Source organism: Wenzhouxiangella sp. AB-CW3 (assembly GCF_014725735.1).
Lineage (GTDB): Bacteria > Pseudomonadota > Gammaproteobacteria > Xanthomonadales > Wenzhouxiangellaceae > Wenzhouxiangella.
The window spans coordinates 2,355,843-2,379,312 of sequence record NZ_CP061368.1 but is presented as its reverse complement, the minus strand read 5'-3'; the positions used below and the strand labels follow the sequence as shown (position 1 = coordinate 2,379,312).

General features: G+C 60.7%; 23 protein-coding genes and 1 tRNA gene. 8 read left to right on the top strand and 16 right to left on the bottom strand.

What is annotated here, in order from left to right; genetic code table 11:
• Positions 1–111: 111 nt before the first annotated feature.
• Positions 112–3,666 (top strand): methylmalonyl-CoA mutase family protein, encoded by a 3,555-nt coding sequence (locus IC757_RS10370; protein ID WP_190974249.1) that lies wholly within the window; start codon positions 112–114, stop codon positions 3,664–3,666.
• Between the two features lie 59 nt (positions 3,667–3,725).
• Here IC757_RS10370 and IC757_RS10365 read toward each other — a convergent pair whose 3' ends face one another.
• The 5 genes from IC757_RS10365 to IC757_RS10345 form a co-directional block, all read right to left on the bottom strand.
• Positions 3,726–5,120, bottom strand: coding sequence for an MFS transporter (locus IC757_RS10365; RefSeq protein ID WP_190974248.1), 1,395 nt, complete (start codon positions 5,118–5,120; stop codon positions 3,726–3,728).
• A 110-nt stretch (positions 5,121–5,230) separates the two neighbouring features.
• Positions 5,231–5,665 (bottom strand): hypothetical protein, encoded by a 435-nt coding sequence (locus IC757_RS10360; RefSeq protein WP_190974247.1) that lies wholly within the window; start codon positions 5,663–5,665, stop codon positions 5,231–5,233.
• A 7-nt stretch (positions 5,666–5,672) separates the two neighbouring features.
• Positions 5,673–6,542 (bottom strand): lipid kinase, encoded by an 870-nt coding sequence (locus IC757_RS10355; RefSeq protein ID WP_190974246.1) that lies wholly within the window; start codon positions 6,540–6,542, stop codon positions 5,673–5,675.
• Positions 6,539–7,372 (bottom strand): DUF1206 domain-containing protein, encoded by an 834-nt coding sequence (locus tag IC757_RS10350; RefSeq protein WP_190974245.1) that lies wholly within the window; start codon positions 7,370–7,372, stop codon positions 6,539–6,541. Before IC757_RS10350 ends, IC757_RS10355 begins: the two co-directional genes overlap by 4 nt.
• Positions 7,369–7,965 (bottom strand): phosphatase PAP2 family protein, encoded by a 597-nt coding sequence (locus IC757_RS10345; RefSeq protein WP_190974244.1) that lies wholly within the window; start codon positions 7,963–7,965, stop codon positions 7,369–7,371. The genes IC757_RS10350 and IC757_RS10345 overlap by 4 nt, the downstream gene beginning before the upstream one ends.
• Positions 7,966–8,124: 159 nt before the next feature.
• Here IC757_RS10345 and IC757_RS10340 point away from each other — a divergent pair, with 159 nt between their 5' ends.
• On the top strand, positions 8,125–8,877 hold the full coding sequence (locus IC757_RS10340; RefSeq protein ID WP_190974243.1) for a Crp/Fnr family transcriptional regulator: 753 nt from the start codon (positions 8,125–8,127) through the stop codon (positions 8,875–8,877).
• Here the strand turns inward: IC757_RS10340 and IC757_RS10335 are convergent, their stop codons facing one another.
• Entirely contained in the window at positions 8,878–9,042 is a 165-nt protein-coding gene (locus IC757_RS10335) for a DUF1328 domain-containing protein (RefSeq protein ID WP_190974242.1), read from the bottom strand.
• 422 nt (positions 9,043–9,464) lie between these two features.
• Between IC757_RS10335 and IC757_RS10330 the strand changes: the two genes are divergently transcribed.
• Both IC757_RS10330 and IC757_RS10325 read left to right on the top strand, forming a co-directional pair.
• Positions 9,465–9,677, top strand: a complete 213-nt coding sequence (locus IC757_RS10330) for a CsbD family protein (RefSeq protein WP_190974241.1) — start codon at positions 9,465–9,467, stop codon at positions 9,675–9,677.
• Positions 9,664–9,879 carry a YtxH domain-containing protein gene (locus IC757_RS10325; protein WP_190974240.1) on the top strand — a complete coding sequence of 72 codons (216 nt, stop codon included), beginning with the start codon at positions 9,664–9,666 and terminating at the stop codon, positions 9,877–9,879. Before IC757_RS10330 ends, IC757_RS10325 begins: the two co-directional genes overlap by 14 nt.
• 49 nt (positions 9,880–9,928) lie before the next feature.
• Here IC757_RS10325 and arsS read toward each other — a convergent pair whose 3' ends face one another.
• The 6 genes from arsS to prmC form a co-directional block, all read right to left on the bottom strand.
• Positions 9,929–10,888, bottom strand: coding sequence for an arsenosugar biosynthesis radical SAM (seleno)protein ArsS (arsS, locus tag IC757_RS10320; protein ID WP_190974239.1), 960 nt, complete (start codon positions 10,886–10,888; stop codon positions 9,929–9,931).
• Positions 10,881–11,579 carry a DUF2064 domain-containing protein gene (locus tag IC757_RS10315; RefSeq protein WP_190974238.1) on the bottom strand — a complete coding sequence of 233 codons (699 nt, stop codon included), beginning with the start codon at positions 11,577–11,579 and terminating at the stop codon, positions 10,881–10,883. Before IC757_RS10315 ends, arsS begins: the two co-directional genes overlap by 8 nt.
• Positions 11,576–12,265, bottom strand: coding sequence for a glycosyltransferase (locus tag IC757_RS10310; RefSeq protein WP_190974237.1), 690 nt, complete (start codon positions 12,263–12,265; stop codon positions 11,576–11,578). The genes IC757_RS10315 and IC757_RS10310 overlap by 4 nt, the downstream gene beginning before the upstream one ends.
• Positions 12,266–12,679: a nucleoside diphosphate kinase regulator gene (gene rnk / locus IC757_RS10305; RefSeq protein WP_190974236.1), complete on the bottom strand. Its 414-nt coding sequence runs from the start codon at positions 12,677–12,679 to the stop codon at positions 12,266–12,268.
• Between the two features lie 107 nt (positions 12,680–12,786).
• Positions 12,787–14,934 (bottom strand): FAD-dependent oxidoreductase, encoded by a 2,148-nt coding sequence (locus IC757_RS10300; RefSeq protein ID WP_190974235.1) that lies wholly within the window; start codon positions 14,932–14,934, stop codon positions 12,787–12,789.
• 101 nt (positions 14,935–15,035) lie between these two features.
• On the bottom strand, positions 15,036–15,872 hold the full coding sequence (gene prmC / locus IC757_RS10295) for a peptide chain release factor N(5)-glutamine methyltransferase (RefSeq protein WP_190974234.1): 837 nt from the start codon (positions 15,870–15,872) through the stop codon (positions 15,036–15,038).
• Between the two features lie 145 nt (positions 15,873–16,017).
• Here prmC and IC757_RS10290 point away from each other — a divergent pair, with 145 nt between their 5' ends.
• Complete coding sequence (locus IC757_RS10290) at positions 16,018–19,017, top strand: ligand-binding sensor domain-containing diguanylate cyclase (protein ID WP_190974233.1); 3,000 nt, start codon at positions 16,018–16,020, stop codon at positions 19,015–19,017.
• A 53-nt stretch (positions 19,018–19,070) separates the two neighbouring features.
• Here the strand turns inward: IC757_RS10290 and IC757_RS10285 are convergent.
• A tRNA-Phe gene (locus IC757_RS10285) sits at positions 19,071–19,146 on the bottom strand.
• A 227-nt stretch (positions 19,147–19,373) separates the two neighbouring features.
• On the opposite strand from IC757_RS10285, the gene IC757_RS10280 reads away from it, so the two are divergent.
• A complete protein-coding gene (locus IC757_RS10280; protein ID WP_190974232.1) occupies positions 19,374–19,835 on the top strand; it encodes a DUF6491 family protein in 462 nt (153 codons plus the stop codon).
• Here the strand turns inward: IC757_RS10280 and IC757_RS10275 are convergent.
• From IC757_RS10275 to ftsY, 3 genes are all read right to left on the bottom strand, one after another.
• On the bottom strand, positions 19,814–20,086 hold the full coding sequence (locus tag IC757_RS10275; RefSeq protein ID WP_190974231.1) for an oxidative damage protection protein: 273 nt from the start codon (positions 20,084–20,086) through the stop codon (positions 19,814–19,816). The genes IC757_RS10280 and IC757_RS10275 overlap by 22 nt on opposite strands.
• Before the next feature lie 44 nt (positions 20,087–20,130).
• Positions 20,131–21,147: an A/G-specific adenine glycosylase gene (gene mutY, locus IC757_RS10270; RefSeq protein ID WP_190974230.1), complete on the bottom strand. Its 1,017-nt coding sequence runs from the start codon at positions 21,145–21,147 to the stop codon at positions 20,131–20,133.
• A gap of 70 nt (positions 21,148–21,217) precedes the next feature.
• On the bottom strand, positions 21,218–22,210 hold the full coding sequence (gene ftsY, locus IC757_RS10265) for a signal recognition particle-docking protein FtsY (protein ID WP_190974229.1): 993 nt from the start codon (positions 22,208–22,210) through the stop codon (positions 21,218–21,220).
• A 125-nt stretch (positions 22,211–22,335) separates the two neighbouring features.
• Here ftsY and rsmD point away from each other — a divergent pair, with 125 nt between their 5' ends.
• Together rsmD and coaD are read left to right on the top strand one after the other, a co-directional pair.
• On the top strand, positions 22,336–22,899 hold the full coding sequence (gene rsmD, locus IC757_RS10260) for a 16S rRNA (guanine(966)-N(2))-methyltransferase RsmD (protein ID WP_223846093.1): 564 nt from the start codon (positions 22,336–22,338) through the stop codon (positions 22,897–22,899).
• A gap of 32 nt (positions 22,900–22,931) precedes the next feature.
• A complete protein-coding gene (coaD, locus tag IC757_RS10255) occupies positions 22,932–23,426 on the top strand; it encodes a pantetheine-phosphate adenylyltransferase (RefSeq protein WP_190974227.1) in 495 nt (164 codons plus the stop codon).
• Positions 23,427–23,470 lie beyond the last annotated feature (44 nt).

Genomic DNA, 23,470 nt, shown 5'->3' with positions numbered 1-23,470 from the left:
AATTTGGCCATTATTTCATCTTGTCGGCATATTGGTATACGCCATCGATTTGGGACATGGCGGCGACTGGCGCTAAAATGGGCAGTCTTTCCCAATCGCACGGATCGCAAGATGAGCTCGATTGCCAGGAACGTTACCCAGGCCGCAGGTCAGGCCGATACCACGCCACTCCGCTTCGTAACGGCCGCCAGCCTGTTCGATGGGCACGATGCTGCCATCAATCTGATGCGGCGCCTGATTCAGGCCGAAGGCTGCGAGGTGATTCATCTCGGCCACAACCGCTCGGTGGCCGATATCGTGCGCGCGGCCATTTGCGAGGATGCCGACGGCATTGCCGTGAGTTCCTACCAGGGCGGCCACAACGAGTACTTCAAGTACATGGTCGACATGCTGGCCGAGAAAGGGGCTTCGCATATCCAGGTGTTCGGCGGCGGTGGCGGCACGATTACCCCCGAAGAGATCCGCGAGCTCGAAGCCCAGGGCGTCAACCGCATCTACCACCCCGCCGATGGGATGAAGATGGGGCTGAAGGAGATGATCGAGGATCTGGTGGCCAGAACGCGCGAGGCGCGCTCTGATCGGGAGACGGGAGACGGGAGACGGGAGACGGAAGATCGGGATGCCGCAGTTGCCGCCACGCTGTCGGCCATCGAAAGCGGAACGATTTCAGAGCACGAGCTGGCGCAGATTCGCAAGTTGGCACAGGAAGAGCGGCGGGTACCCGTGATCGGGCTGACCGGCACCGGCGGTGCCGGCAAGTCATCGGTGACCGACGAGATGGTCAATCGCTTTCTGCAGTTTTTCCCCGAAATGCGCATTGCCGTGCTTGCCGTGGACCCGACACGGCGGCGTACCGGCGGCGCGCTGCTTGGTGACCGTATCCGCATGAATACGCTGCGGTCCGAGCGGGTGTTCATGCGTTCCATGGCGACCCGGCGCCAGCACCTGGCGACCTCCGAAGTGGTGGCCGATTCGCTGGCCCTGCTGCGTTCGTCCGGTTTCGACCTGGTGGTGCTGGAAACGGCCGGTATCGGCCAGTCCGATTCCGAGGTGGTCGATCTGGTCGATTTCCCGGTGTATGTCATGACCTCCGATTACGGTGCGGCCAGTCAGCTCGAGAAGATCGACATGCTCGATTTTGCCGATCTGGTCATCCTCAACAAGTTCGATCGTCAGGGATCAAAGGATGCGCTGCGTGACGTGCGCAAGCAGTGGAAGCGCAACCGCCTGGCCTTCGATCTGGCCGACGAGGACGTGCCGGTGTACCCGACGATTGCCTCGCAGTTCAATGATCCGGGGGTGACGTGGATGTTTGCGAATCTCTGCCGCTTGTTGCGGCAGAGCGGTGAAAGGGAAAAGGTGAAAGGTGAAAGGGGAGAAGGGGAGACGGAAGACGGAAGACGGAAGACGGAATTCGGGACGGAGCGGTGTGATTTTGCGCCGGAGGTGGAGTTGGCGGACAGGGAGCCTAAGCCTTCGGTGCTGATTCCGGGCAATCGCGTGCGTTATCTGGCCGAGATTGCCGAGCAGGGCCGCGGCATCAATGAAGATACTCTGAAGTGGGCCGAGGAAGCCCGACGAGCCCAACACTATTGGGAGGTGTTGCGAGAGTTGGTGCCCGGTCTCGATGCGGAGCCGCTGGAGTTCCTGTCGCCTGAGGCGATTGGGAAGACGGAAGACGGAAGACGGAAGACGGAAAACAACGACTCGCCTGACACCTCACGCCTAACGCCCCATCTGACGGAGCGCTACAACGAAGCCCTGAAGTCGATTCCCGAACAGGTTCGCGACCTGCTCCAGAGCTGGCCTGAGCTCAAGGCCTCGGTCGAAGCCGAAGAATACAGCTACGAGGTGCGCGGCAAGACCATCTCGGGGTCGAACTATCGTGAGTCGCTTTCGCGCCTGCAGATTCCCAAGATTGCCGCGCCGCAGACCGCTGACTGGGGTGATCAGCTGGTTTTCCTGATGAAGGAGAATCTGCCTGGTCACTATCCGTATACCGGCGGGGTCTATCCCTACCGGCGGACCAACGAAGACCCCATTCGCATGTTCGCCGGCGAAGGCACGCCCGAGCGCACCAACCGGCGCTTTCACTATGTGTCCGAAGGTCAGCCGGCCAAGCGCCTGTCCACGGCTTTCGACTCGGTCACGCTTTACGGCGAGGATCCGGCAGAGCGCCCCGATATCTACGGCAAGGTCGGCAATTCCGGTGTTTCCATCGCCACGCTCGATGACATGAAGAAGCTGTACTCGGGCTTCGACCTGGCCGATCCGACCACCTCGGTGTCGATGACCATCAATGGCCCGGCACCGATGCTCATGGCCATGTTCATGAATACCGCCGTGGACCAGCAGGTCGAGAAGCACCTGAAGGAAACCGGCAAGTGGGAAGCGGCCGAGAAAAAGAAAGCGGAACTGCTCGGCGATGACCTGCCGGCCTACTCCGGCGATCTACCGAAGACCAACGATGGTCTCGGACTGGGGATGCTGGGCGTCACCGGCGATCAACTGCTTGATCGCGAGACCTATGAAAACATCAAGGCGGACACGCTCAAGGTGGTCCGCGGCACGGTACAGGCCGATATTCTGAAGGAAGACCAGGCCCAGAATACCTGTATCTTCTCGACGGAGTTCGCCCTGCACATGATGGGCGATATCCAGCAATACTTCATCGACAACGGAGTCAGAAACTTCTATTCGGTCTCGATTTCGGGTTATCACATTGCCGAGGCCGGCGCCAACCCGATCAGCCAGTTGGCCTTCACGCTGTCAAATGGTTTCACGATTGTCGAGTACTACCTGGCGCGTGGCATGGATATCAACGACTTCGCGCCCAACCTGTCGTTTTTCTTCTCCAACGGCATGGACCCGGAATACTCGGTGATCGGCCGGGTGGCGCGGCGCATCTGGGCGCGTGCTATGCGCGAACGCTACGGTGCGAACAAGCGCTCGCAGATGCTCAAGTACCACATCCAGACCTCGGGTCGTTCGCTGCACGCCCAGGAAATCCAGTTCAATGACATCCGCACCACATTGCAGGCGCTCTACGCCATCTTCGATAACTGCAACAGCCTGCACACAAACGCCTACGACGAGGCCATCACCACGCCGACCGAGGAGTCGGTGCGTCGCGCCGTGGCCATTCAGATGATCATCAACAAGGAGCTGGGGCTCAACTACAACGAGAATCCGTGGCAGGGCAGCCATATCGTCGATCGGCTCACCGACATGGTCGAAGAAGCCGTGTATGCCGAGTTCGAGCGCATCTCAGAGCGTGGCGGCGTACTGGGTGCCATGGATACCATGTACCAGCGCGGCAAGATCCAGGAAGAGTCGCTTTACTACGAGCACAAGAAGCACGATGGTTCGCTGCCGCTGATCGGCGTCAACACCTTCCGGCCGCCCCAGGGTGAGGCCCAGGAGGGCGGCGAGGTCGAGCTGGCTCGCTCTACCGAAGAGGAAAAGCAGCAGCAGGTCAGCAACGTGCGAGCTTTCCAGCAGCACAATGCCGAGCAGTCAACGCCGGTACTCAAACAACTCCAGGACGTAGCCCGGCAGCGCGGCAATACCTTTGAGGCGCTGATGGAAGCGGTCAAGAGATGCTCGCTGGGGCAGATCAGTCATTCGCTCTACGAGGTTGGCGGCGAGTACCGACGAAACATGTAGGTCTGTAAACGGATTCGGCGCCTCTGGTGGAGGCGCCGGTCGATGCAAATGGGTGGGGCTCAGATTCGGCTCTGCGCGTGATCTTCCTGCTCGGGGTCGCCGCGGGCGCTGTCGGAGTGTGCGGTGATGGTTTCGAGACCATGGGCATCCGGTCCGCGTTCAACACGGAACAGCAGCCAGGAGAAAAACAGGCCAATGGCGACCAGCCCGGTGTAGAACCACATGCCCGCTCCGTACCCCTCGGGGTTGTCCGGCGAGGCTTCAAACCAGTCGTTAAGCCAGCCGATGACGACAGGCACCACCGCCCAGCCCAGTTGCTGGCACAAAGTCATCATCGCATAGGCCGAACCCAGCCGGCGTTCGTCGACGATGTAGGCGACCGAGGGCCACATGACCGCCGGAATCAGCGAAAACACGCCACCCAGCAGGGTCATCACGATGAGCAGTGTCAGCGGTACCTGGCCCGATCCGATGAACGGAATGACCAGTCGCACCTCCGGTCCGGGCGGCAGGTAGGTCACGGCCAGAAACAGCGGCAGCATGGCCAGCGAACCCACCACCATGAACATCGAGCGTTTGCCCACCTTGTCGACCATCAGCCCGAAGATTGGCGTGGCGATGATGGCGGCCATGGGTAGTAGACTGGAGAGAAGCCCGGCAGCGTTGCGGGTCATGCCGTGGGCCTGCTGGAAGTAGTCGATGGCAAAGGTGCGAAACGGGAAAATGGTCGAGTAGAAAACCACACACAGGGCGACCACGTACCAGTAGGAGCGGCCGAATGTATAGAGCTCCTTGATACTGAGCTTTTCGGTTTCCTCGGCCGGGCCCAGCGTGTACCGGTTCTCGGCGCGTTGCTCCATGATCCAGTATAGGACGGCCGCGGTGACGGCCAGCCCGCCGATGGCCGTGGCCAGCCACAGCGGGTCCTGCCAGTTCACGTAAAGGGGAGCGGCAAACGAGGTCGACCAGTCGGCCGAGGCCGAGCCCAGGCGTGAAATCGACAGGTTGAGGCCGAAGGCAAGGCTCAGTTCCTTGCCCTTGAACCATTTGGCCAGTGCGGTAATGGCCGCCACGATCATGGGTTCAGCGCCCAGTCCCAGCACAAAACGGCCTGCCAGCATCATCTCGAAGTGCGGAGTGGCGGCGATCATCGCGGCACCGAGTACGCAAACCAGCCCGAATACTGTAATGGCAATCTTGGAACCGAAGCGGTCGATGACATAGCCACCGGCCAGCAGAACGATGAGCGCGGCAATGTTGTAGATGGAAACAAGCTGCCCTACCTGGCTGTAGGAAAACTCCAGTTGCTCGCGCATCAGGTCGATAACCGGCCCGAGCGAATCATAGACATAGTAGTTGCCGAACATTGCCAGGCTGATGAGAACCAGCACGGCCCAGCGGTAAAGGGGCGGGGGAGGCGGGAGTGGCTCGAGGCGCTTGGTGTTCTGGGTCATGGGCGGTTGTTGTGTTGATCGGTGGAATCTGTTCGGCTTGCCGCCAAAACTGTACTGGAGCTTATGTAGATGGTCAATCAGGCCTCTTGAGACGCCGCGGGGCCACGGACTCAGCTGGAAGAGAACTGCTGGAGAAATTGCTCGATCTGTTCGATGGCTTCGTCGAGCAGACGCTTGCGTTCGCTTTTACTTTTGCCGCGGGCCGTGTTCAATTCGTTCAGCAGTTCCCGCTCGACCTCGGCGAAGCGGTCGAGGAGCTTGCTGCAGGTAGGATCGTCCAGCCAGGAGCTGAACTGGTCGGCCAGTGTGCGAAGTTCACTCATCTCCAGGTCGGGTTCGCGCGGCAATAACCCGGCCTGGTGTATGACGTTCGTGAGGCGCTGGTTCAGGTCTTCAAGTGTTGCTGCGCGTCGGCTGAGCAGGTGGCAAATCCCTGCGGGTTCGATCAGGTGGTCGACGCTGTACTGGTAGCGCTGGGCCAGCTCCGCAGCCAGGCGGACCGCGTCGAGCAGGGCGGCATCTTCGGTCGAGGTAATCAGGGACATGTGCGGCTTACTCCGGTGTGATGACCTGAAGGGAACGAGTACCGACCTGGCATTCTACCGGGGTCTGGGTCCGGAATTCTCCATCTGCGGTGACCTCCTGATCCGGTTGTGTCGTGATGGATGCACTTCTGCAGCGGAAGTGATGCACGGTATCGGCTGCTCGCATGTTTCCGCTGCGCAGTCGCAACGAGCTGGCCAGCAAGCGCAGGTAGCCCTGGTAACTCACCACCAACACATCTAGCTTGCCGTCGTCGATCTTTGCATCATCGGCAATGGTCATGCCGCCGCCGTAATGAATGCCGTTGGCCACCGTCACCTGCAGGCAGTCGTACCGGCGTGTCTTTCCATCAAAGTCGATTCTGGCCTTGAAGTGTCTTTGTCCGCGTAGCGCCCGCAATATACCGAGAAGATAGGCGAGTATCCCGAACCTTGATTTTTCTTCACTGTCCATCTCTTGAGTCATTCTGGGACCCAGGCCCATGCCAATGGCATTGATGAAGGTCACATCGTTGGCCTTGGCCACATCGATGCGACGGACCTGGCCCAGCACGATGACGTCCATGGCACGCTCGAGATCAACGGGCAGCCCGAGCGAGCGTGCCAGGTCGTTGGCCGTGCCAAGCGGCAGAATTCCCAGTGGGCGATCAACCTCGAGCAGGGCATCGAGCGCAAGATTGATGGTGCCGTCGCCGCCACCGAGCACGATCCGATCTGAGTTGGGGCCGTGTTCCCGGATCAGTTCGGGGATCTGCCCGGGATGGTCCGGTTGCCGAAACTCGACTTCTCCCAGTGCCGCCAGGCGTTCCCGCAGGTTCTGGAGAGGATTGTTTCCGGAGCGGCTGCCGGGGTTGCAGATCATCAGGGTAGATTGGCTCATTGCATCGGTTCCGGCTTGCGATGGACTGGGGCGATCTTGCGGAAGGCAGCGTTGAACAGGCAGTAGGCACCGTAGCAGATCAGTCCCGTGGAGGCGATGCCAAGACCGACATCGCCCCAGCTTTCCCGACTGATTAGCCACAGAGCCGTGGCCACATCGATTATTTCGTCACTGGCGGCGAACCAGCCTGCCCGGACCAGTTGCCAACCCAGCATGAGAAAAAGTCCACCACGAACGGCAATGCCGTAGGTCGAGAGCCAGGCCATCGGCCCATGCAGGTGTTTGATGCCGGCCGCACGGGTCCAGCGGTCGCGGAAGGGTTGTGTCCCGGCGCGGTGGAACTGAAAGGCGGCCGTGGCGATCAGTCCGGTTCCAACCAACCCCAGCAGGATGCGTCCGATCTGAAAGTCGACCAGCGTTTCTGCAAACGATTTCCAGCCGCTGGCGTTGCCAGTCAGGCCGGTAATAGCGCTCATTGCAACCAGCATCATCGAGGCATAGAACCCCGCACTGATCAGAAAGCCGGTGCGCTTGGTCAGTGCAACGGTCGAGTACCCCTTGCCATCGGGATCGATGAAGGCCTGGTAGATGCGCCAGAGTACATGGGCGGCCAGACCGGTGATCAGCAGGCCGAAACCGATGCGTCCCGGTGCATGGGCACCCATGATGTGAATGGCGCCGCCACTGCCAGTGACCCGGCCTTCGGCGAATCCCAGCAGTGCAAGCAGCGACAGCAGGCCAACGGCCAGGAAGACCATGCCCTTGGCGACATAGCCAATGCGCGCCAGAGAGACGACCGAAAAGATGGTGGCCAGCTGAAAAAGGTTCATTGGCGCGAATGTCCGCGCTGCTTGGATGCCAGGCGCTGTCGCAGCCATTCGGCAAGCAGCAGCCAAGCAGCCCCCGCCACCCAGCCTCCCAGCACGTCACTGGGCCAGTGCACACCCAGGTAGAGTCTGCTCAGGCCTGATAGAAGGCTTAGCAGCAGCGCGGCAATCAGCAGGTACCGTCTGGTATGTGCTTTTGAGACCTGGCGGCCCAGTACGCTGGCCAGGGCGAGAAAGGTGACCAGAGAGGACATCGCATGGCTGCTGGGAAAGCTGCTGGTGAACACTCGTGTGGCATCGGAGAGCAGGTCGGGTCGTGACTGGCTGAAGCCCCATTTGAGCAGCCAGCCTGTGACCAGGGCCGTGGCCAGCACCAACATGCTGATGCTTCCCAAGGCCGTGAGGTCTCGTCCGGCTTCATTGAGCCAGTCCGGGCCCAGTGGAGTCGTGGTGCCATTGATGCTCTGCAAGGCGGTTAACACGTGGAGATCGATTGCGGCGCCTGGGGCAGTGTTCGCCAGCCAGGCGATCAGTGTGAACGCGGCCATGGCGGCCAGGGCCAGGAGCGCCGGGTGTCTTGTTGGCGGTTGACTCATTCCGGGGTCTGAAGTCAGGGTCTTTCGGGAAGGTTGGTTCTATTATTCGGACAGACACAGACAGGCGCCATTGCTTGACTGGAGCAACCGGGGGGTGCAGCTGCGGTCTGGAATTATCGGGGGAGTCACATCGGCTCATCGTTCTTCGGGAAGTTATTCGTGAAAACAGATAGTTGCATTACCAGCGAAATAGGCGCCATTGTCGACCTGAGCCAGGGCGAGGTGCAACTGCTCGAAGCACTCGAACGCGATCCAAGGTCGTTTGACGAGGGAGAGGCGCTGTGGGAAGCCGGGGTGCCTGCGCAGGAATTCTATACCCTGACTCGGGGGTGGGCCTGCTCGATGTGCTTTCTTTCCGATGGTGAGCGCCAGGTGCTGGAATTGTATCTCCCCGGCCAGATCATGGGCTTGCGAGAGATTGGCCTGGCTCGAACCCAGTCCGTCCTGGTGGCGTTGACCGAAATCGAAGCCTGCCCGTTTCCTCGCCATTGTCTGACCGCGGTGTTCCAGCAGTCAGCTCGACTCGCCCAGTTGTTGTTTCTGTTTCAGGCAAGACAGCAATCCATGATCACGGAGCGTATCGTGAGTATCGGCCGGCGGCCGGCGACAGAACGATTGGCGCACTTCATCCTTGAAGTCAAGTCACGCTTAGCCACGCCTGATCTCGTCTTTGACTTTCCGCTGCGCCAGAATCTGATCGGTGACGTGCTGGGGTTGTCATCGGTCCATGTCAGTCGAACGCTGTCGCATTTGAAGGAAGACGGTCTGATGTGCATATCCTCGGGACGGGTTGAGATCAAGGATCTTGACGGGCTGATCGAATTCTGTGATTTCAATCGCGCATATCTCGAGCCGACTCATGCCTGGCCCGACGATGCAGCATCGTCGGGCCGGCAAAAAAAGGCCAGTTGATCAAACCGGTGGTCGACGACCGGTAATCATGAAGATCACCGCCAGAATCAGACCGACCACGAACAGGATCCAGGCGATGTTGGTTGCCGCGCCGGCAATCCCGGACAGTCCGAGAGCTCCGGCAATGATGGCAATGATGAGAAAAGCCAGTGCCCATGAAAGCATGTCACGCTCCTGCTCTTGTGGAAGGCAGACAATAGCCCCGGCGAGTGCCCGTGTCTTTAACTTGGGTTAAGGTAGGTAGATGGTGCAGGTCGGTATGATTGTGAGTTGACAAGCAACTGAAGCGCGGAGGTATTAACCCGGCACGAATGTAGATCACATTCAGGGCTTCAATCAGGGCCCGAATCAAGGCGTCGCTCGTCGCCAAGGTGATCCCCTTGGCAAGAGCGAGAACGCAGAGTCGGGCCCTGATTGAAGCCCCTAACTATCTGATTCTAAAAAGTCAGGCCGCAGTGTGCGCTTCGGCAGACTGCGTTATCGAAACTTGCTGTAGGAGTGCTACAGCGGCGTTTCGCTGCCTTGCTGCCGAAGCGCACACTGCGGCTGAATGCGATCTACATTCGTGCCGGGTTAATAGGTAGCACATGAACAAGGATCAGTTACAAGGTCGATGGGATGAGTTCACGGCCCGTGTCAAAAAGCAATGGGGCGAGCTCACCGATGACGAGGTGCGTCAGGCCGAAGGCAATGTGGATCAACTCATCGCAAAGGTTCAGCAGAAGTATGGTGACAGCAGAGAGACCGTTGCCGCAAAGTTCAATGAAATGATGAAGGAGTTTCAAAATGACGACAAGTAAACACTGGTCTGTGGTTCTGAGCCTGTTGTTTGCAGGCGGGCTGTTCCTTGCCGGTTGCAGCGATCCGGGTCCGGCTGAAGAAGCTGGTCAGGAGGTCGATGACGCCATTGAAGAGGCCGAAGACGCCTTTGATGACCTTGGTGATGAGGCTGAGGATGCCCTGGACGATCTCGACGATGAGATTGACGACCAGGTCGACTGATTCAGGTCTATCGGTATCATCTGCACTCGGCCGATTGGAATGAGGAAGGTCAGTTGAGTGCTCCACCGCAACTGGACCCCTGACCGGCAGTGCAGCCATAGCAATGATCTGCCACGCCGATTCGGCGTGGCAGATCCTTTGATTCAAGCAAGTTGTTCAGGTGATCGACCTGGCCGTCGTCGCCTAGCGGCAACCCCAGCATCTGGTTGAAATCACAGTCGTAGAGAAAGCCGCGGTAGTCGACGCTGATCAGGTTGCGGCACATCACTTCCTTCAGATTCTCCTGTTGATAGGCATTCTTCAGCAGTGCCATGTATTCATCGAACTGACCTTTGGAAAGCAGGATGGCTCCGAAGCGTTGGATCGGCATGTTAGTGATGGTGAACAGCCGATTGAAAAGAATTCCGAACTCTTCATCAAGCAGCCGCTTGTAGTCGGCTTCCAGTACCTGCTGGTCGGGGGGAAGAGTGGGCCCGAGCGGGTTGTAGACCAGGTTGAGTTCCAGGCCGCTTTCCGGGTCGCCGTACCCCAGGCTGTTGAGCTTCTTCAAGGCGTTGATCGAAGCCTCGAATACGCCATTGCCGCGCTGTGCATCGACATTCTCTTTCGAGTAGCAGGGCAGGGAAGCGATGGTCTCGACCTGGTGTTCGGCCAGAAAATCGCCGACCCATTCATAGCCGGGCTCTTCCATGATCGTCGGATTGAGTCGATCCATGACATGGATGCCCTGTGTGCGGGCCTGTTCGACCAGCCAGCGGAAGTCTGGATTCATTTCCGGTGATCCCCCGGTCAGATCCAGCGTCTGCACGTCGAACTGCCGACAGACAGCCAGCGCCTTCTCCATGGTGGTGCGATCCATCAGCTCCTTGCGATTGGGGCCTGCGCCGACATGACAGTGGATGCAGCTGAGGTTGCACAGGTAGCCCAGGTTGAGCTGCAGGGTGTCGAGGCGGTCGCGGGTGATGGCCGGAAAGTCGGTCTTGATCAGCAGGGGCCAGGTGTCACGCATGGCTTGTTTTATTCCTTGGGTTCAAGTTGGTGCTTTGCATGGCTGAGAGTGCCCTTATGAGTCTGCTCTGCGCGGGTAGCGGATGGTCCAGGCACTTCAATTCGCTGTGCAGTACGCCCAGGTCGGTCACAGTGTCCAGGTCGGTCAGTCGGGGCAATTCCAGCCAGTCCGCTTCATTCTTCATGGAATGTTCGAACTGCCTGAATGTATCAGGCCGGCTGTAGGTGACTCGTGTCCAGTGCTTTTCCTCAATGCAGTGATTACTGCCAAAGGTCCAGAAGCCGCCATCTCGGGCCGGACCGATCACGCTCCGGCGGCTCTCTGACGATAGCCAGTTGGCCGCTTCGCGCAGGGGTTCGATCTCAAACTGTGGAGAATCGGCGCCCAGCAGTATGCCGCTGCCGTGCTGGTCGACGAGCACATTCATGACCCTGCACATGCGTTCTCCCAGGCTGCCATCGCCCTGGTGAAGAACAGGTGCCCGCGGTTGCCAATGCCCGGCGGCAGCAGGTATTGATTCCGCCACTGCCCAGTAGACCGGTCCGATCTCGGCTGCTTTTGCGATCGAGAGCATGGCGTCGGCACACAGTCGATAAAGTTCCATGGCCCATTCCGGGCCGATAGCATCGGCCAGGCGCGTCTTGACCGGCGAAAGCCCCGGGGTCTTGACGAATATGGCAATTGCGCTCATGGGTTATCAGGATAACCGGCCCGGCGTGCTTTTCGAATGAGGCGTGCCGCGGCAAGCTGATGTTGCCAGGTGGTTCGCATCCAGCCCTGTTCGCGGTAGCGACGCGCGCTGGTGGTGATGGTCGCACCCATCGACCGAATGGGGATGCCAGACATGTTGGCGCGAACCACGAAATCCAGGTCCTCTCCACGGTCGAGATCCTCCCGAAAGCCTTTCAGTTGCTGGAAGACAGCCATTGGCATGCATAGCCCCTGGTCACCGTAGGGTTGTCGGAAAATGCGTGATCGAAGGTTGGCGCCGAAGGCATTTAGATTGGCAAGCCAGGGGCCGTCACTGCTGAAACGCAGACGGCAGTAGCCAATGACTGCCGTCGCATCGGAAGCAAATCCAGCCACGGCAGCGATGGTTTCGGCACTCAGGCGGCTGTCGGCATGAACAAACCATATCCAGGAACCGGTCGCCGCCGCCGCGCCCCGATTGAGTTGCACGCCACGGCCGGTCGTTCCGTGTATCCAGTGATCACCGACGGGGTCTCCCGGCGGGGGTGCCTCCGCAGCCGACACGATAACTTCATTGATGCGAGGGTGATGTTGGAGGACGCTGGCCAGCTCATCGGCTCGATCACCCGGCCCCAACGGTATGATCGCGCTGAGCCGGGTGAAGGGATCGTCTGCCGTTTGGGCCATTCAGCGGTGAAGCTCACCGGCGCGTTCGGGTTGATCGACAACCTCGTGAACCTCGATATGCATAGTGCCGCCACCGGGACGAGGCCATTCGATCCGCCCGCCTTGTCTCATTCCCAGCAGCGCACTGCCGACCGGCGCCATGACCGAGATCATCTGCCCGCTGTCGTCGAGATCTTTCGGGTAGACCAGCGTCTTGCTCATCATGTCACCACCGCCGTCAATCGAGAAACGCACGGTCGAGTTCATCGTGACGATGTTCGCCGGGATCTCGTCGGGCTCGACTACCTCGGCACGCACCAGTTCGGCTTCCAGCTCCGGCATGCCCGAGAACGCATTGGCCGGCATGCTGTCGAGCAGCTTTTCAAGACGATCCAGATCCCTGGAGCTGATCACGATTTTTGGTCTTCGAGTCATGGTGCGAATCCGGTTTGTGGAAAGGTCAGGTGGATCGAACGCCGGGCCCTGCGGGTCAGGACTGCGGGTGTTTCCGGTTCGAGCCAACGGCCCCAGTGTACCGCTTTTCAAGCGCCTCTGGCTCGCTGAAAATAGCGTTCGGCCCAGCGCAGGAGTCGCTCGGGCTTGTTGGCTTTCTTCCACTCGCCGGCAGCAAATTTGTTGGCCTCGTTCCAGGTCGGGTAGGCATGGATGGTGCCCAGCAGCTTGTTGAGGCCCAGGTTGTGCTTCATCGCCAGCACCAGTTCCGGCAGCATCTCCCCGGCATGCCGCGCGATGATGGTGGCGCCGAGGATGCGATCGCGTCCCGGTTCTGTCAGCACACGAACCTGGCCGTAGTTGGCTTGGTCGGCGATCGCGCGGTCCAGCTCCTCCAGCTCGTAGACTGTCAGTTCGTAGTCGATGTCTTGTGCCTGCGCCTCTTGTTCGTTGAGCCCGACACGGGCCACTTCCGGATCGGTGAAGGTGACCATGGGGATGACGTGGTAGTCGGTGCGAAATGACCACCAGGGGCTGATTAATGCGTTGACAGCGGCCGACCAGGCTTGGTGGGCGGCGACATGTGTGAACTGGTAGGGGCTGGTTGCGTCGCCACAGACGTAGATGTTCGGAAAGCTCGTGCGCTGGAATCCATCTGTATCGACGCTGCCGCGGCTGGTCAGTTCGATGCCGAGCGCTTCCAGGCCATAGCCGCTGGTGCGTGGTTTTCGTCCCACGGCAACCAGCAGATGGTCGAAGTCGAACACATGCTCGCCGCTCTCGCTGGCACAGACCATGCGGCCTTCCGCGCCGTTGCGCTCGACACGACTGGCGCGGTTGCCGGTGGCGACATTGATACCTTCGGCGATCAGGTGCTCTTCGACCAGTGCGCTGGCTTCACGATCTTCTCGCGGCAATAGCCGCTCGGCCTGCTCGACCAGGGTGACTCGCGAGCCCAGGCGGGCAAAGGCCTGGGCAAGCTCGCAGCCGATTGGACCACCGCCCATGATCAACAGTCGATCGGGCAGTTCATCCAGATTCCAGAGGGTGTCGCTGGTGAGGTAGTCGATCTGGTCGAGGCCATCGATCGGGGGAATGAGTGGTTCAGCCCCCGTGGCCAGTACGATCGCGCGGGCACTGATTCGGCGGTCGCCGAGCTCAACTTCCCAGGGCGAGACCAGCCGGGCCTCATCCTGGATTACGTCCACGCCCATGGCCTCATAGCGCTCTGCCGAATCGTGCGGTTCGATGCGGGCAACAGCCCGGCGCACATTGTCCATCACCTCGCGAAAATCCAGCTCGGCCTCCATTCGTCGAATGCCATAGCGCTGGCTGTCTCGCGCATCGGCCATGACTCTTGCAGTCTGGATCAGGGTCTTGGAGGGCACGCATCCGGTATTAAGGCAATCTCCGCCCATGCGGTTTCTTTCAATCAGCGCCACACGGGCGCGTACAGTCGCGGCAATGTAGGATGACACCAGGCCAGCGGCGCCCGCGCCGATCACGATCAGGTTGTAGTCGAAGCGCTTCGGCTTGCGATGCCCACGATACACACGCCGGCGCTTCAGGAAATCCAATGCCCACTTCAGAATCAGCGGCAGCAGGCCGAGCAGGGCGAACGCACCGATCAGTTGCGGCGAGAGTACGTCGCCGACCGAATCGACCCGCGCCAGCTGGGTGCCGGCGTTGACGTAGACGATGGTGGCCGGAAGCATGCCCAGCTGGCTGACCCAGAAAAAGGTCCAGGGCCGGATTGGGGTAAGGGCCATGACCAGGTTGATGATCCAGAAGGGGAAAACAGGCACCAGCCTGAGTGCCAGCAGGTAGAAGGCACCATCTTTCTCCACCCCGCGATTGATCACCGACAGGCGCTTGCCAAAGCGCTTCTGGACGGCGTCGCGGAAAAGAAACCGTGCGGCCAGAAATACCAGGGTGGCGCCGATAGTGCTGGCAAATGACACGGCAATGGTGCCGGCAACCACGCCAAACAGCGCCCCGCCGGCCAGCGTCAGCACGGCCGCGCCCGGCACCGACAGTGCGGCCATCAGGACGTAAATCCCCGTGTAGGCGGCGATCATCAGCCCCAGGTTGGCCTCGGTAAAGGCCAGCAGGGTATCGCGCTGCTCGCGTAGTACTTCCACGCGGAAATGCTGCTGCAGGTCAAAGAAGAAGAACGCGACGATGGCGATCGCGAACAGTGTCGCAATGGCGATGCGCAGGAAATGCCGGCCAGTCATGCTGAATAGGTTCCAGTGTACGGTTCCGGCCAGCATACAGCCTGGCTGACCAGATCAGGTATAGGTGATTGCCCGACCCCAGCCGCCTTCCGGTGAGGGCGTCAGGGAATCCTGCCGAAGCTCACTCGCTCGATTCCGGCCAGATCCTGCCGGGAACCGACCTGCCTGAATCCCGCCGCCTGCAGCAGCCTGCGCACCGCCATTGCCTGGTCGTGGCCATGTTCTATCAGGATGCTGCCTCCGGGCTCCAGGTGCCGGGGAGCCTGTACGATCAAATCGCGGATCAGATCCAGCCCGTCGGTGCCGGCAACCAGGGCCAGTTGTGGCTCATGCTGCAGGTCGGCCTGGTCCAGATGAGCATCGCCGGCAGCCACATAGGGTGGGTTGGAGACAACCAGGTGAAAGCGTCGGGCTTGTACCGGCTCGAACAGCGAGCCTTCAAGCAACTCGACATCGGCTTGCAGGTGGTTGCGGTTGTCCTTTGCCACCGAAAGTGCCGCGCCGGACACATCGGTTCCGCAGACATCCCAATCGGGTCTTTCGAGGGCCAGGGTGAGGGCAACGCATCCAGAGCCGGTGCCGATGTCAAGCACACGGGCGGCGTCCGGTAAAGCGGATTCCAGCGCGAGCTCGATCAGCAGCTCGGTTTCCGGGCGCGGCACCAGCACATCGGGAGTGACCCGGAACCGGTAGTCATGGAATTCCCGCCATCCAGTGAGATGGGCCACCGGCACTCCTTCGAGCCTCCGGGCCACCAGGCCGTCGAAGCGCTGTCGGCTTTCGGGGTCGCAGTATTCGTCAGCATGGGCATACAGCCAGGCCCGATCCCGATCCAGTACCCAGGCCAGAAGCATTTCGGCCTCCATGCGGCTGCCCATGCGGCCGGCTGCATGGGCCAGAAGGTCGGCTACGGTTTGATGTATATGGGATGCTTGCATATGGGGCCACCTCGGGTGATGATGACGCTGAGACCGGCATCTGGGCAGGAAGCGAAGGGTCTGGCAGCGACATGGTAGCCGATCCGGATCGTGGTCCGGTATTCAGGGTACGCGCCTGCCCGCCGGACGAGTCAGGGAGGTGGCGATGACGGCAATCCGGCAACTGATCGCAGCTTGGCTGCTGGCCGCGAGTGCTTTGGCTATCGGCGATCAGCTCAATGTGCAGCACTACGATACCCGTGATGGCATCCCGCAGGTGCAGGTGCTGACCGTGCATCAGTGTCGCACCGGCTACATCTGGCTGGGCTCGTTCAGCGGGCTTAGTCGCTACGATGGTCGGGAGTTTCGTCTGTTTCTGACCGAAGATGGTCTGAATGCCAATAATATCAACGATGTAGCAACAGGTTCCGAGGGCGAGCTGTGGGTGGGAACCAGTGCCGGTTTGTGCCGGCTGGCCGAGCCGGAGCGTTTCGAATGTCTTGATCTCGGCACCGCCGGGGGCATTCATGTCAATGCGCTGCATGCGGCCGAGGATCGCTTGTGGGTGGGGTCCGATCAGGGGCTGTTTTCGGTTGTCATGGACGACGTGAAATGGCATGACCTGCCCGGTGATTCGGGGTCGGCCGTTTTCAGTGTGGTCACCGATAACAGCGGGGACGCCTGGGTTGGCACGGATGCCGGACTTTACCGCAAGGATTCCGGTTCTTTCCGGGAGGTCGGGCTGCCCGCAGGTGTCGAACCGGTCATCACTGCTCTGGCTGCCGGGGACGATGCTGTCTGGGCCGGTACTGAACGTGGTTTGCTGCGCATCTCGGCGGCAGGGGCGACGGAGGTGCTGGAACCTGACTGGCTGGCCGAGCTCGATTTTTCTCATCTGATCAAGGACCGTGCCGGCCGTCTGTGGGGGGCGACGGCCAGTGGGCTGCTGCGCTACGAGGATGGGCGTTTCGAGCTTCTCACCGAATCCAACCGGCTGGCCAGCAGCATCATTCACCAGGTGTACATGGACCGTGAAGCCAATGTCTGGCTGGCGCATGACGGCGGGTTGAGCAAGTTGCGGCCATCGATGTTCAGGGGGTTCGACGATGACAGCGGACTGCCAGCGGCCTTTGTTCGAACCGCGGCGGAAGATGACCATGGCAACCTCTGGCTGGGGACGCGCCAGGGTGCCCTGCGGGTTCCGCAAGAAAACGGTCAATGGCGTTTCGACCATGCCGAGAAGATAGGAGCTGACGAGGGTCTGCCAGACCCGCGGATCTACTCAATTGACTTTCTCCCGGACGGTTCGGTGCTGCTGGCCACCTCGCAGGGGGTGGTGCGCTGGAGCACGGACAACGGGGTGATTGAAGTGCTGGGTGAGCGCGAGGGCCTGCCGAGCAACCGAACCCGCGCCCTGTTGCTGGATTCGAATCACCGTGTCTGGATCAGCACCAATCACGGGACTGCGGTATGGCGTGACGGGGGGTTGAGGACGGTGCCGGCGCCTGAGTTGGCGGCGGCCTATGCCATGAGAATCATTGAAGATCACGACGGGCATGTCTGGTTTGCCACTATTCAGCATGGTCTGATCAGGCTGAAGGAAGACGGGGAGATGCAGCAATGGCGGGCAGCGCAGGGCCTGAGCGATGAGATGCTCTGGGATCTCGCCCTGTCGGCCGATGGGTCGGTGTGGGCAGGTAGCAACGGAGACGGCCTGTTCCGGGTTCATCAGGACGGGTCGGTAGATCGATATACCACCAGCGACGGGCTGGTTGACGATTTCGTCTGGAATGTCATCGAGGACAGCCGCGGTGATGTCTGGGCCTACACCAATCGGGGGCTTTCCAGATTCGATGGCAAGGATTGGCGCACCTACCGGGAACGCGACGGCCTGCTGCACCTGGAGGGTTCGGCCACGGCGGCGGTCGAGACCCGTGACGGCACACTCTGGTTCGGTTCAGCCGATGGTTTGATGAAATACACCGGCGAGCCGGAGTATCTTCCCCGGGTGCGGCCGACGACCGTGTTACGAGAAGTCGCGCTGGGAGATCGGCAGGTCGAGGCCGACGAGAAGCTGCCATTCCGGGCCGGCAGCCTGCGTTTCCGCTTTGCCGGCCTGAGTTTCCATGACGAGGCGGCAGTCGAGTTTCGCTACCGGCTACGCGATCTCGAAAAGTCATGGACCGATGCCGGCACCAACCGCTCCGTGACCTACGCCGGGCTCAGGGGTGGAGACTATACCTTCGAGGTCAAGGCGCGTTCGCCGCTGGGGCTGTGGAGCGAGTCTCCGGCACAGTTCCGGTTCAGTGTTCAGCCACCGTTCTGGGCGACCTGGTGGTTCTGGCTGGTCATTCTGATCGGCTTTCTGGGCCTGACCTGGTCGATGATCTTTCTGCGCGAACGGTCAGCACGGGCACGCCAGGTCGAGCTTGAGCAGGTGGTCAGGCAGCGCACGGCAGAGCTGCGGGAGGCCAACCGGCGGCTCGAATACGCATCGCGCACTGATCCCCTGACCGGCTTGCCCAATCGTCGCTACCTGCTAGACCGGATTCACCAGGATCAGGCCGATGTGTGTCGCGCATTCAGCGATGGACGAAGCCCCGCGGACCGGGGCATGTTGTTCATGATGATCGACCTGGATGACTTCAAGTCGGTCAATGATCGCTACGGGCATGATGCCGGCGACCAGGTGCTCACGGAACGTGCGTCGCTGATCATCGAGCAGTTGCGCGAAGGTGATGACCTGATTCGATGGGGCGGAGAAGAGTTCCTGCTTGTTGCCCGGCATGTGAATGCCGATATGGGGCCAAGTATTGCCGAACGAATCCTGTCGGCGACCCGCAACACACCGGTTCGCCTGGCGGGCACCAACACTGAAATTTCGCCAACGTGTTCGGTGGGAATCGCCAGTATGCCCTTCGATCCTGATTGTCCCGAAGCGCTGGATTGGGAGCAGATCGTTCAACTGGCCGATCTGGCCGTCTACCAGGCCAAGGCGGCTGGCCGCAATCGCTGGGTTCGACTGCGACCCGGACCTGGGCTTTCGGTCATGGACGGCAGTGAACTGATCGCTTGCGCAAGGAAGGATCTGGATGGTCTGCTGGCGCGTGACGAGCTGAGACTCGACGGCAGCGACCACCCCGAAAGTGGGGGTTGGCGCGAATAGGCGGTTCGGTGGCAAACGGTGCCGTAAGACGAAAAGGGTGAAAATCGGGAAGGTGGTGGCCAGGGACGGAATCGAACCGCCGACACGGGGATTTTCAATCCCCTGCTCTACCAACTGAGCTACCTGGCCCCTGATTGGATACGTTTTTCGGGAGTGCTCCCGGAAAGCCGCACATTAAACCGTTTTAAGACGATGAAGTCAAGCCGGACTTTTCGATATTGTTTCAATGCATCCGGGTGTTGTTGTTTCCAGGCGATGGAAGCGCTTGTTTTGGCAGGGGTTGTGCAGGATGGGGAATTTCTGGGGATGGGTGCGTGTCCAAACAAAGGTGCTCTTGCAAAGCCTGGAGGTGCTGGATGAAGAGGCCGTTTCTGATTCTTCTGACCTTGCTGCTGGCCGGCTGTGCGGCACAGGAGCCTCGCCCAACCCTCGAGCAGATCGAAGAGGTCTATCTGCGTCATGCCGGTCACGAAACCCAGAGCGTGATGTTCAGCAATATTCGCGGCTGGCGACCGGCCGGAGTGCAGTCGGTGGCCATCAATTTCGGTGCGCGACGCGATTACCTGATCGATCTGGCTCCACCTTGCGTCATGGATCTGCGTTTCGAGCCGATGATCCGGGTGGTCAACTCCCAGCGCGGCACTCTCAGCCGCTTTGACAGGATCCAGGTCGGCCAAGACCTGTGCCGAATCGTCCGTATTCGTCAAATCGACATGGACGCGGTTCGGGAAGACCTTGATCAGCTGGAATTGGACACCCCCGGGGTCACTGACCGTATCCGGGAGGAAACGACCGATCAGGATTCCGGCGGCACGTAGCCTTCTGCCTGGTCGTAGTCGCCCCCGAACAGGAATGCTTCGGCTTGCTCTTCAAGATACTTGCGGTGTTCGGGGTCGATCGGGCTGAGCCGCTTTTCATTGATCAGCATGGTCTGGTGGTCCAGCCACTGCTGCCAGGCTTCTTTCGAGATGTTGTCGTAGATTCTCTTGCCGAGCTCACCCGGCAGCGGTTGGCGAGGCAGTCCTTCGCCCTCGCGATTCAGGAACTGGCAGTGGACGGTACGACTCATGTGGCTTGACGGTATTGAGGGTAGGTGGCGGCTATCTTATCGAATCATGAGGGCGTTGTCGTCGACTCGATAATCTGCCGTATGGGGCGGGGCAGTCCCGCGCGCAGCGCCTGCTCAGGCCGCATCCACTGAAGTTGGTCGTCATCGGCAACATCGGAAAACTGCTTCAGGTCGGCGATGCGCACCTCGATGTCGAGGATGAAGTGGGTGAAATGGTGCTCGATCTGCTGACAGGTCGGCCCTGTGTTCTCCAGTGGCAGTTCGTCGATGGGCGGAAGCGACCACAGCCCGCCCCATATTCCCGTCGGCGCGCGGCGCTGAAGCAGCAGCTCGCCGTCCTCATTGTGAATCAGCACCAGGACGACCGCGCGGCGGGGGCGGGATCGTTTCGGTTTCTTCGTCGGCAAAACACTGACGCGATCTTCCTGGCGGGCCCGGCAATCGGTCGCCACGGGACAATCGGAGCAGGCAGGGTTGCGCGGGGTGCAGACCGTGGCACCCAGATCCATGATTGCCTGGGTGTAGTCGCGGGCCTGCTCATCCGGGGTTCGTGCTTCTGCCTGTTGCCAGAGCTCGCGGGTAATGGCTGATCGGCCCGGCCAGCCCTCGATGCCGGCATGCCGGGCCAGTACACGCTTGACGTTGCCGTCCAGGATGGGTGCGCGGCGGTCCAGCGCCTGGGCGACGATGGCGTTGGCCGTCGACCCCCCGATGCCCGGCAGCTCGCGCAACAGGGCTGGCTTGTCGGGCAATGTGCCGCCATGCTGGCCCACACATATTCGTGCTGCCGCATGCAGGTTCCGGGCGCGGGCGTAATAGCCCAGGCCCGACCACAGGGCCAGTACATCGTCCAGATCGGCCGCAGCCAGCGCTTCCAGATCCGGGAAGGAAGCCATGAAGCGTTCGAAGTACGGGATGACCGTGGCAACCCGGGTCTGCTGCAGCATGATCTCCGACACCCACACTCGGTAGGCGGTACGCTCGACCTGCCAGGGCAGGTCATGACGGCCGTGGATCACCCACCAGTCCAGCAGCCGTTGCGCAAAACTGTTGGCCCTCATTCCCGGCAAGCCTGGAAAACCGCCCCGCCTGAACCCTGAAACCTGAACCCTGAAACCTGAAACCTTGGCTTTATCCATCACCCACCGGCAATATCGCATGCACGAACGTCCCTGCGTCGAATGGTCTCAGGTCGGCCGCGGTCTCGCCCACGCCGATAAAGCGGATGGGAATCTTCAGTTCCTCGGCCATGGCGAACAGAATGCCGCCACGGGCCGTGCCGTCGAGTTTGGTGACGGTGATGCCAGTCAGCTCGACGGCCTGGTTGAACTGCCGGGCCTGGGTGAGTGCATTCTGGCCGGTGCCGGCATCGACGACCAGCATGGTTTCATGCGGTGCTTCCGGGTCGATTTTCTGCATGACCCGACGCACCTTGGTCAGCTCGGCCATGAGATGGTCCTGGGTGTGCAGACGACCGGCAGTGTCGGCAATCAGCACATCCACGCCACGGGCCTGTGCCGAGTGCAGGGCATCGTAGATGACCGCGGCGGTATCGGCGCCACTGTGCTGGGCGACCACCGGTACGTCGTTGCGCTTGCCCCAGGCCTGGAGCTGCTCGACCGCCGCTGCACGGAACGTGTCGCCGGCTGCCAGCATCACGGTCTTGCCTTCGTCGAGGTAGCGTCGCGCCAGTTTGCCAATGGTCGTGGTCTTGCCCACGCCGTTGACACCGACCATCAGGATCACGAATGGCTTCTTCTCCGCATCGACGGCGAGAAACTGCTCACACGGCTCGATCAGGTCATACAGTTCGGCCTGCACGGCTGGCAGTACCTGCTCGGGTTCCTTGATCACGCCCTGCTGAATCCCGTCGCGCAGGCGTTCGATGACCCGGGTGGTGGCGGCCACACCCATGTCGGAGGTAAGCAGCGTGGTCTCGATTTCCTCGATCAGCTCCTCGTCGATGGTCGTGGCCGAACCGATCAGCCCGAACAGCCCGCCCAGGCTGGACCGGGTGCGCTCCAGACGAGCCTCGAGTGGGTCAACGCCTGCTTTTTCGACTGGACGAACCTGGGTGGTTTCGACGCCCTTGCCGGACTTCTTGCGACGGAAGATTGAGAACATGGGGGTGAGTGTTGAGTGTGAAGTGTTACGTGTTAGGTGTTGGGGTAGTTTAGCTGGTTCTTGGGTGTGGTTTGGGGGTCACGGCTTTTCCCTCGGGCCTTTTGAGAATCGTTATGCTAACAGTCATGAGTGGAAAGATTCGCATTGTTGGTGGCCAGTGGCGAGGTCGCAAGTTGTCGGTGCCCGAGCACCCGGGGTTGCGTCCCACTGGGGATCGGGTGCGTGAGACGCTGTTCAATTGGCTGCAACCCAGGATAGTTGGTGCGCGGTGTCTGGATTTGTTTGCCGGGACCGGGGCGCTGGGGCTGGAGGCGGCTTCCCGGGGTGCCAGTCGTGTGGTGCTGGTCGAACAGGATTCGGGTCTGGTCGAAGCGCTTCGGCAGGCCAGGCAGTGGCCGGGAGGGCAGGTGGTTGAAGTGTGCCATGCCGATGCCCTGTACTGGCTGGGCGACGCTTGCGAGGCTTTCGATGTCATTTTCCTGGACCCTCCGTTCGGGTCGGGGTTGCAGGCGCGTGCGCTGGCGGCCGTGGTTGAGCAAGGCATGCTGGCTCCGGACGGCTGGATCTACGTAGAGGAGGGGGTGGACGAAGCAGTGGCCGTTGAGGGGGCCTTCGAGATCGTGCGCGACAAGCAGATCGGACAAGTACGCGCCAGGCTGCTTCGGCAGGCAGGAGCCGGGTCGGTATAATCGCGGGTCCAATATCCAGATGCCAGTTTGCCATGCAGCCTGATTACAGTATTGCCGTCTACCCCGGAACTTTCGATCCGCTGACCAATGGTCATACCGATCTTGTGGCCAGGGCGTCGCGGATGTTCCGCAAGCTGGTCGTGGCCATCGCCGAGAGCCCGCACAAGCAGCCGGCCTTCAGCCTGGAGCAGCGCATCAATCTGGCACGCGAGGTCCTGGGAGAGGAAGGCCTCGACAATGTCGAGGTGGTCGGGTTTGACAGTCTGCTGGCCCGGTTTGTCCAGGAACTGAATGCCGGTGTGCTGCTGCGGGGCTTGCGGGCCGTGTCGGATTTCGAGTACGAGTTTCAGCTGGCTTCGATGAATCGGCATCTGGCCCGCGAAGTAGAGACCGTTTTCCTGACCCCGGCCGAGCAGCACAGTTTCATCTCTTCGACCCTGGTCAAGGAAATCGCCCGGTTGCACGGGAATGTCGATGAGTTTGTTCATCCCCGGGTTGCATCCGCGCTCGGGACCCGCTACGCATGACGCGAATTTCTGAACCCTGACACAACCCCCCGGAAATCATGAGG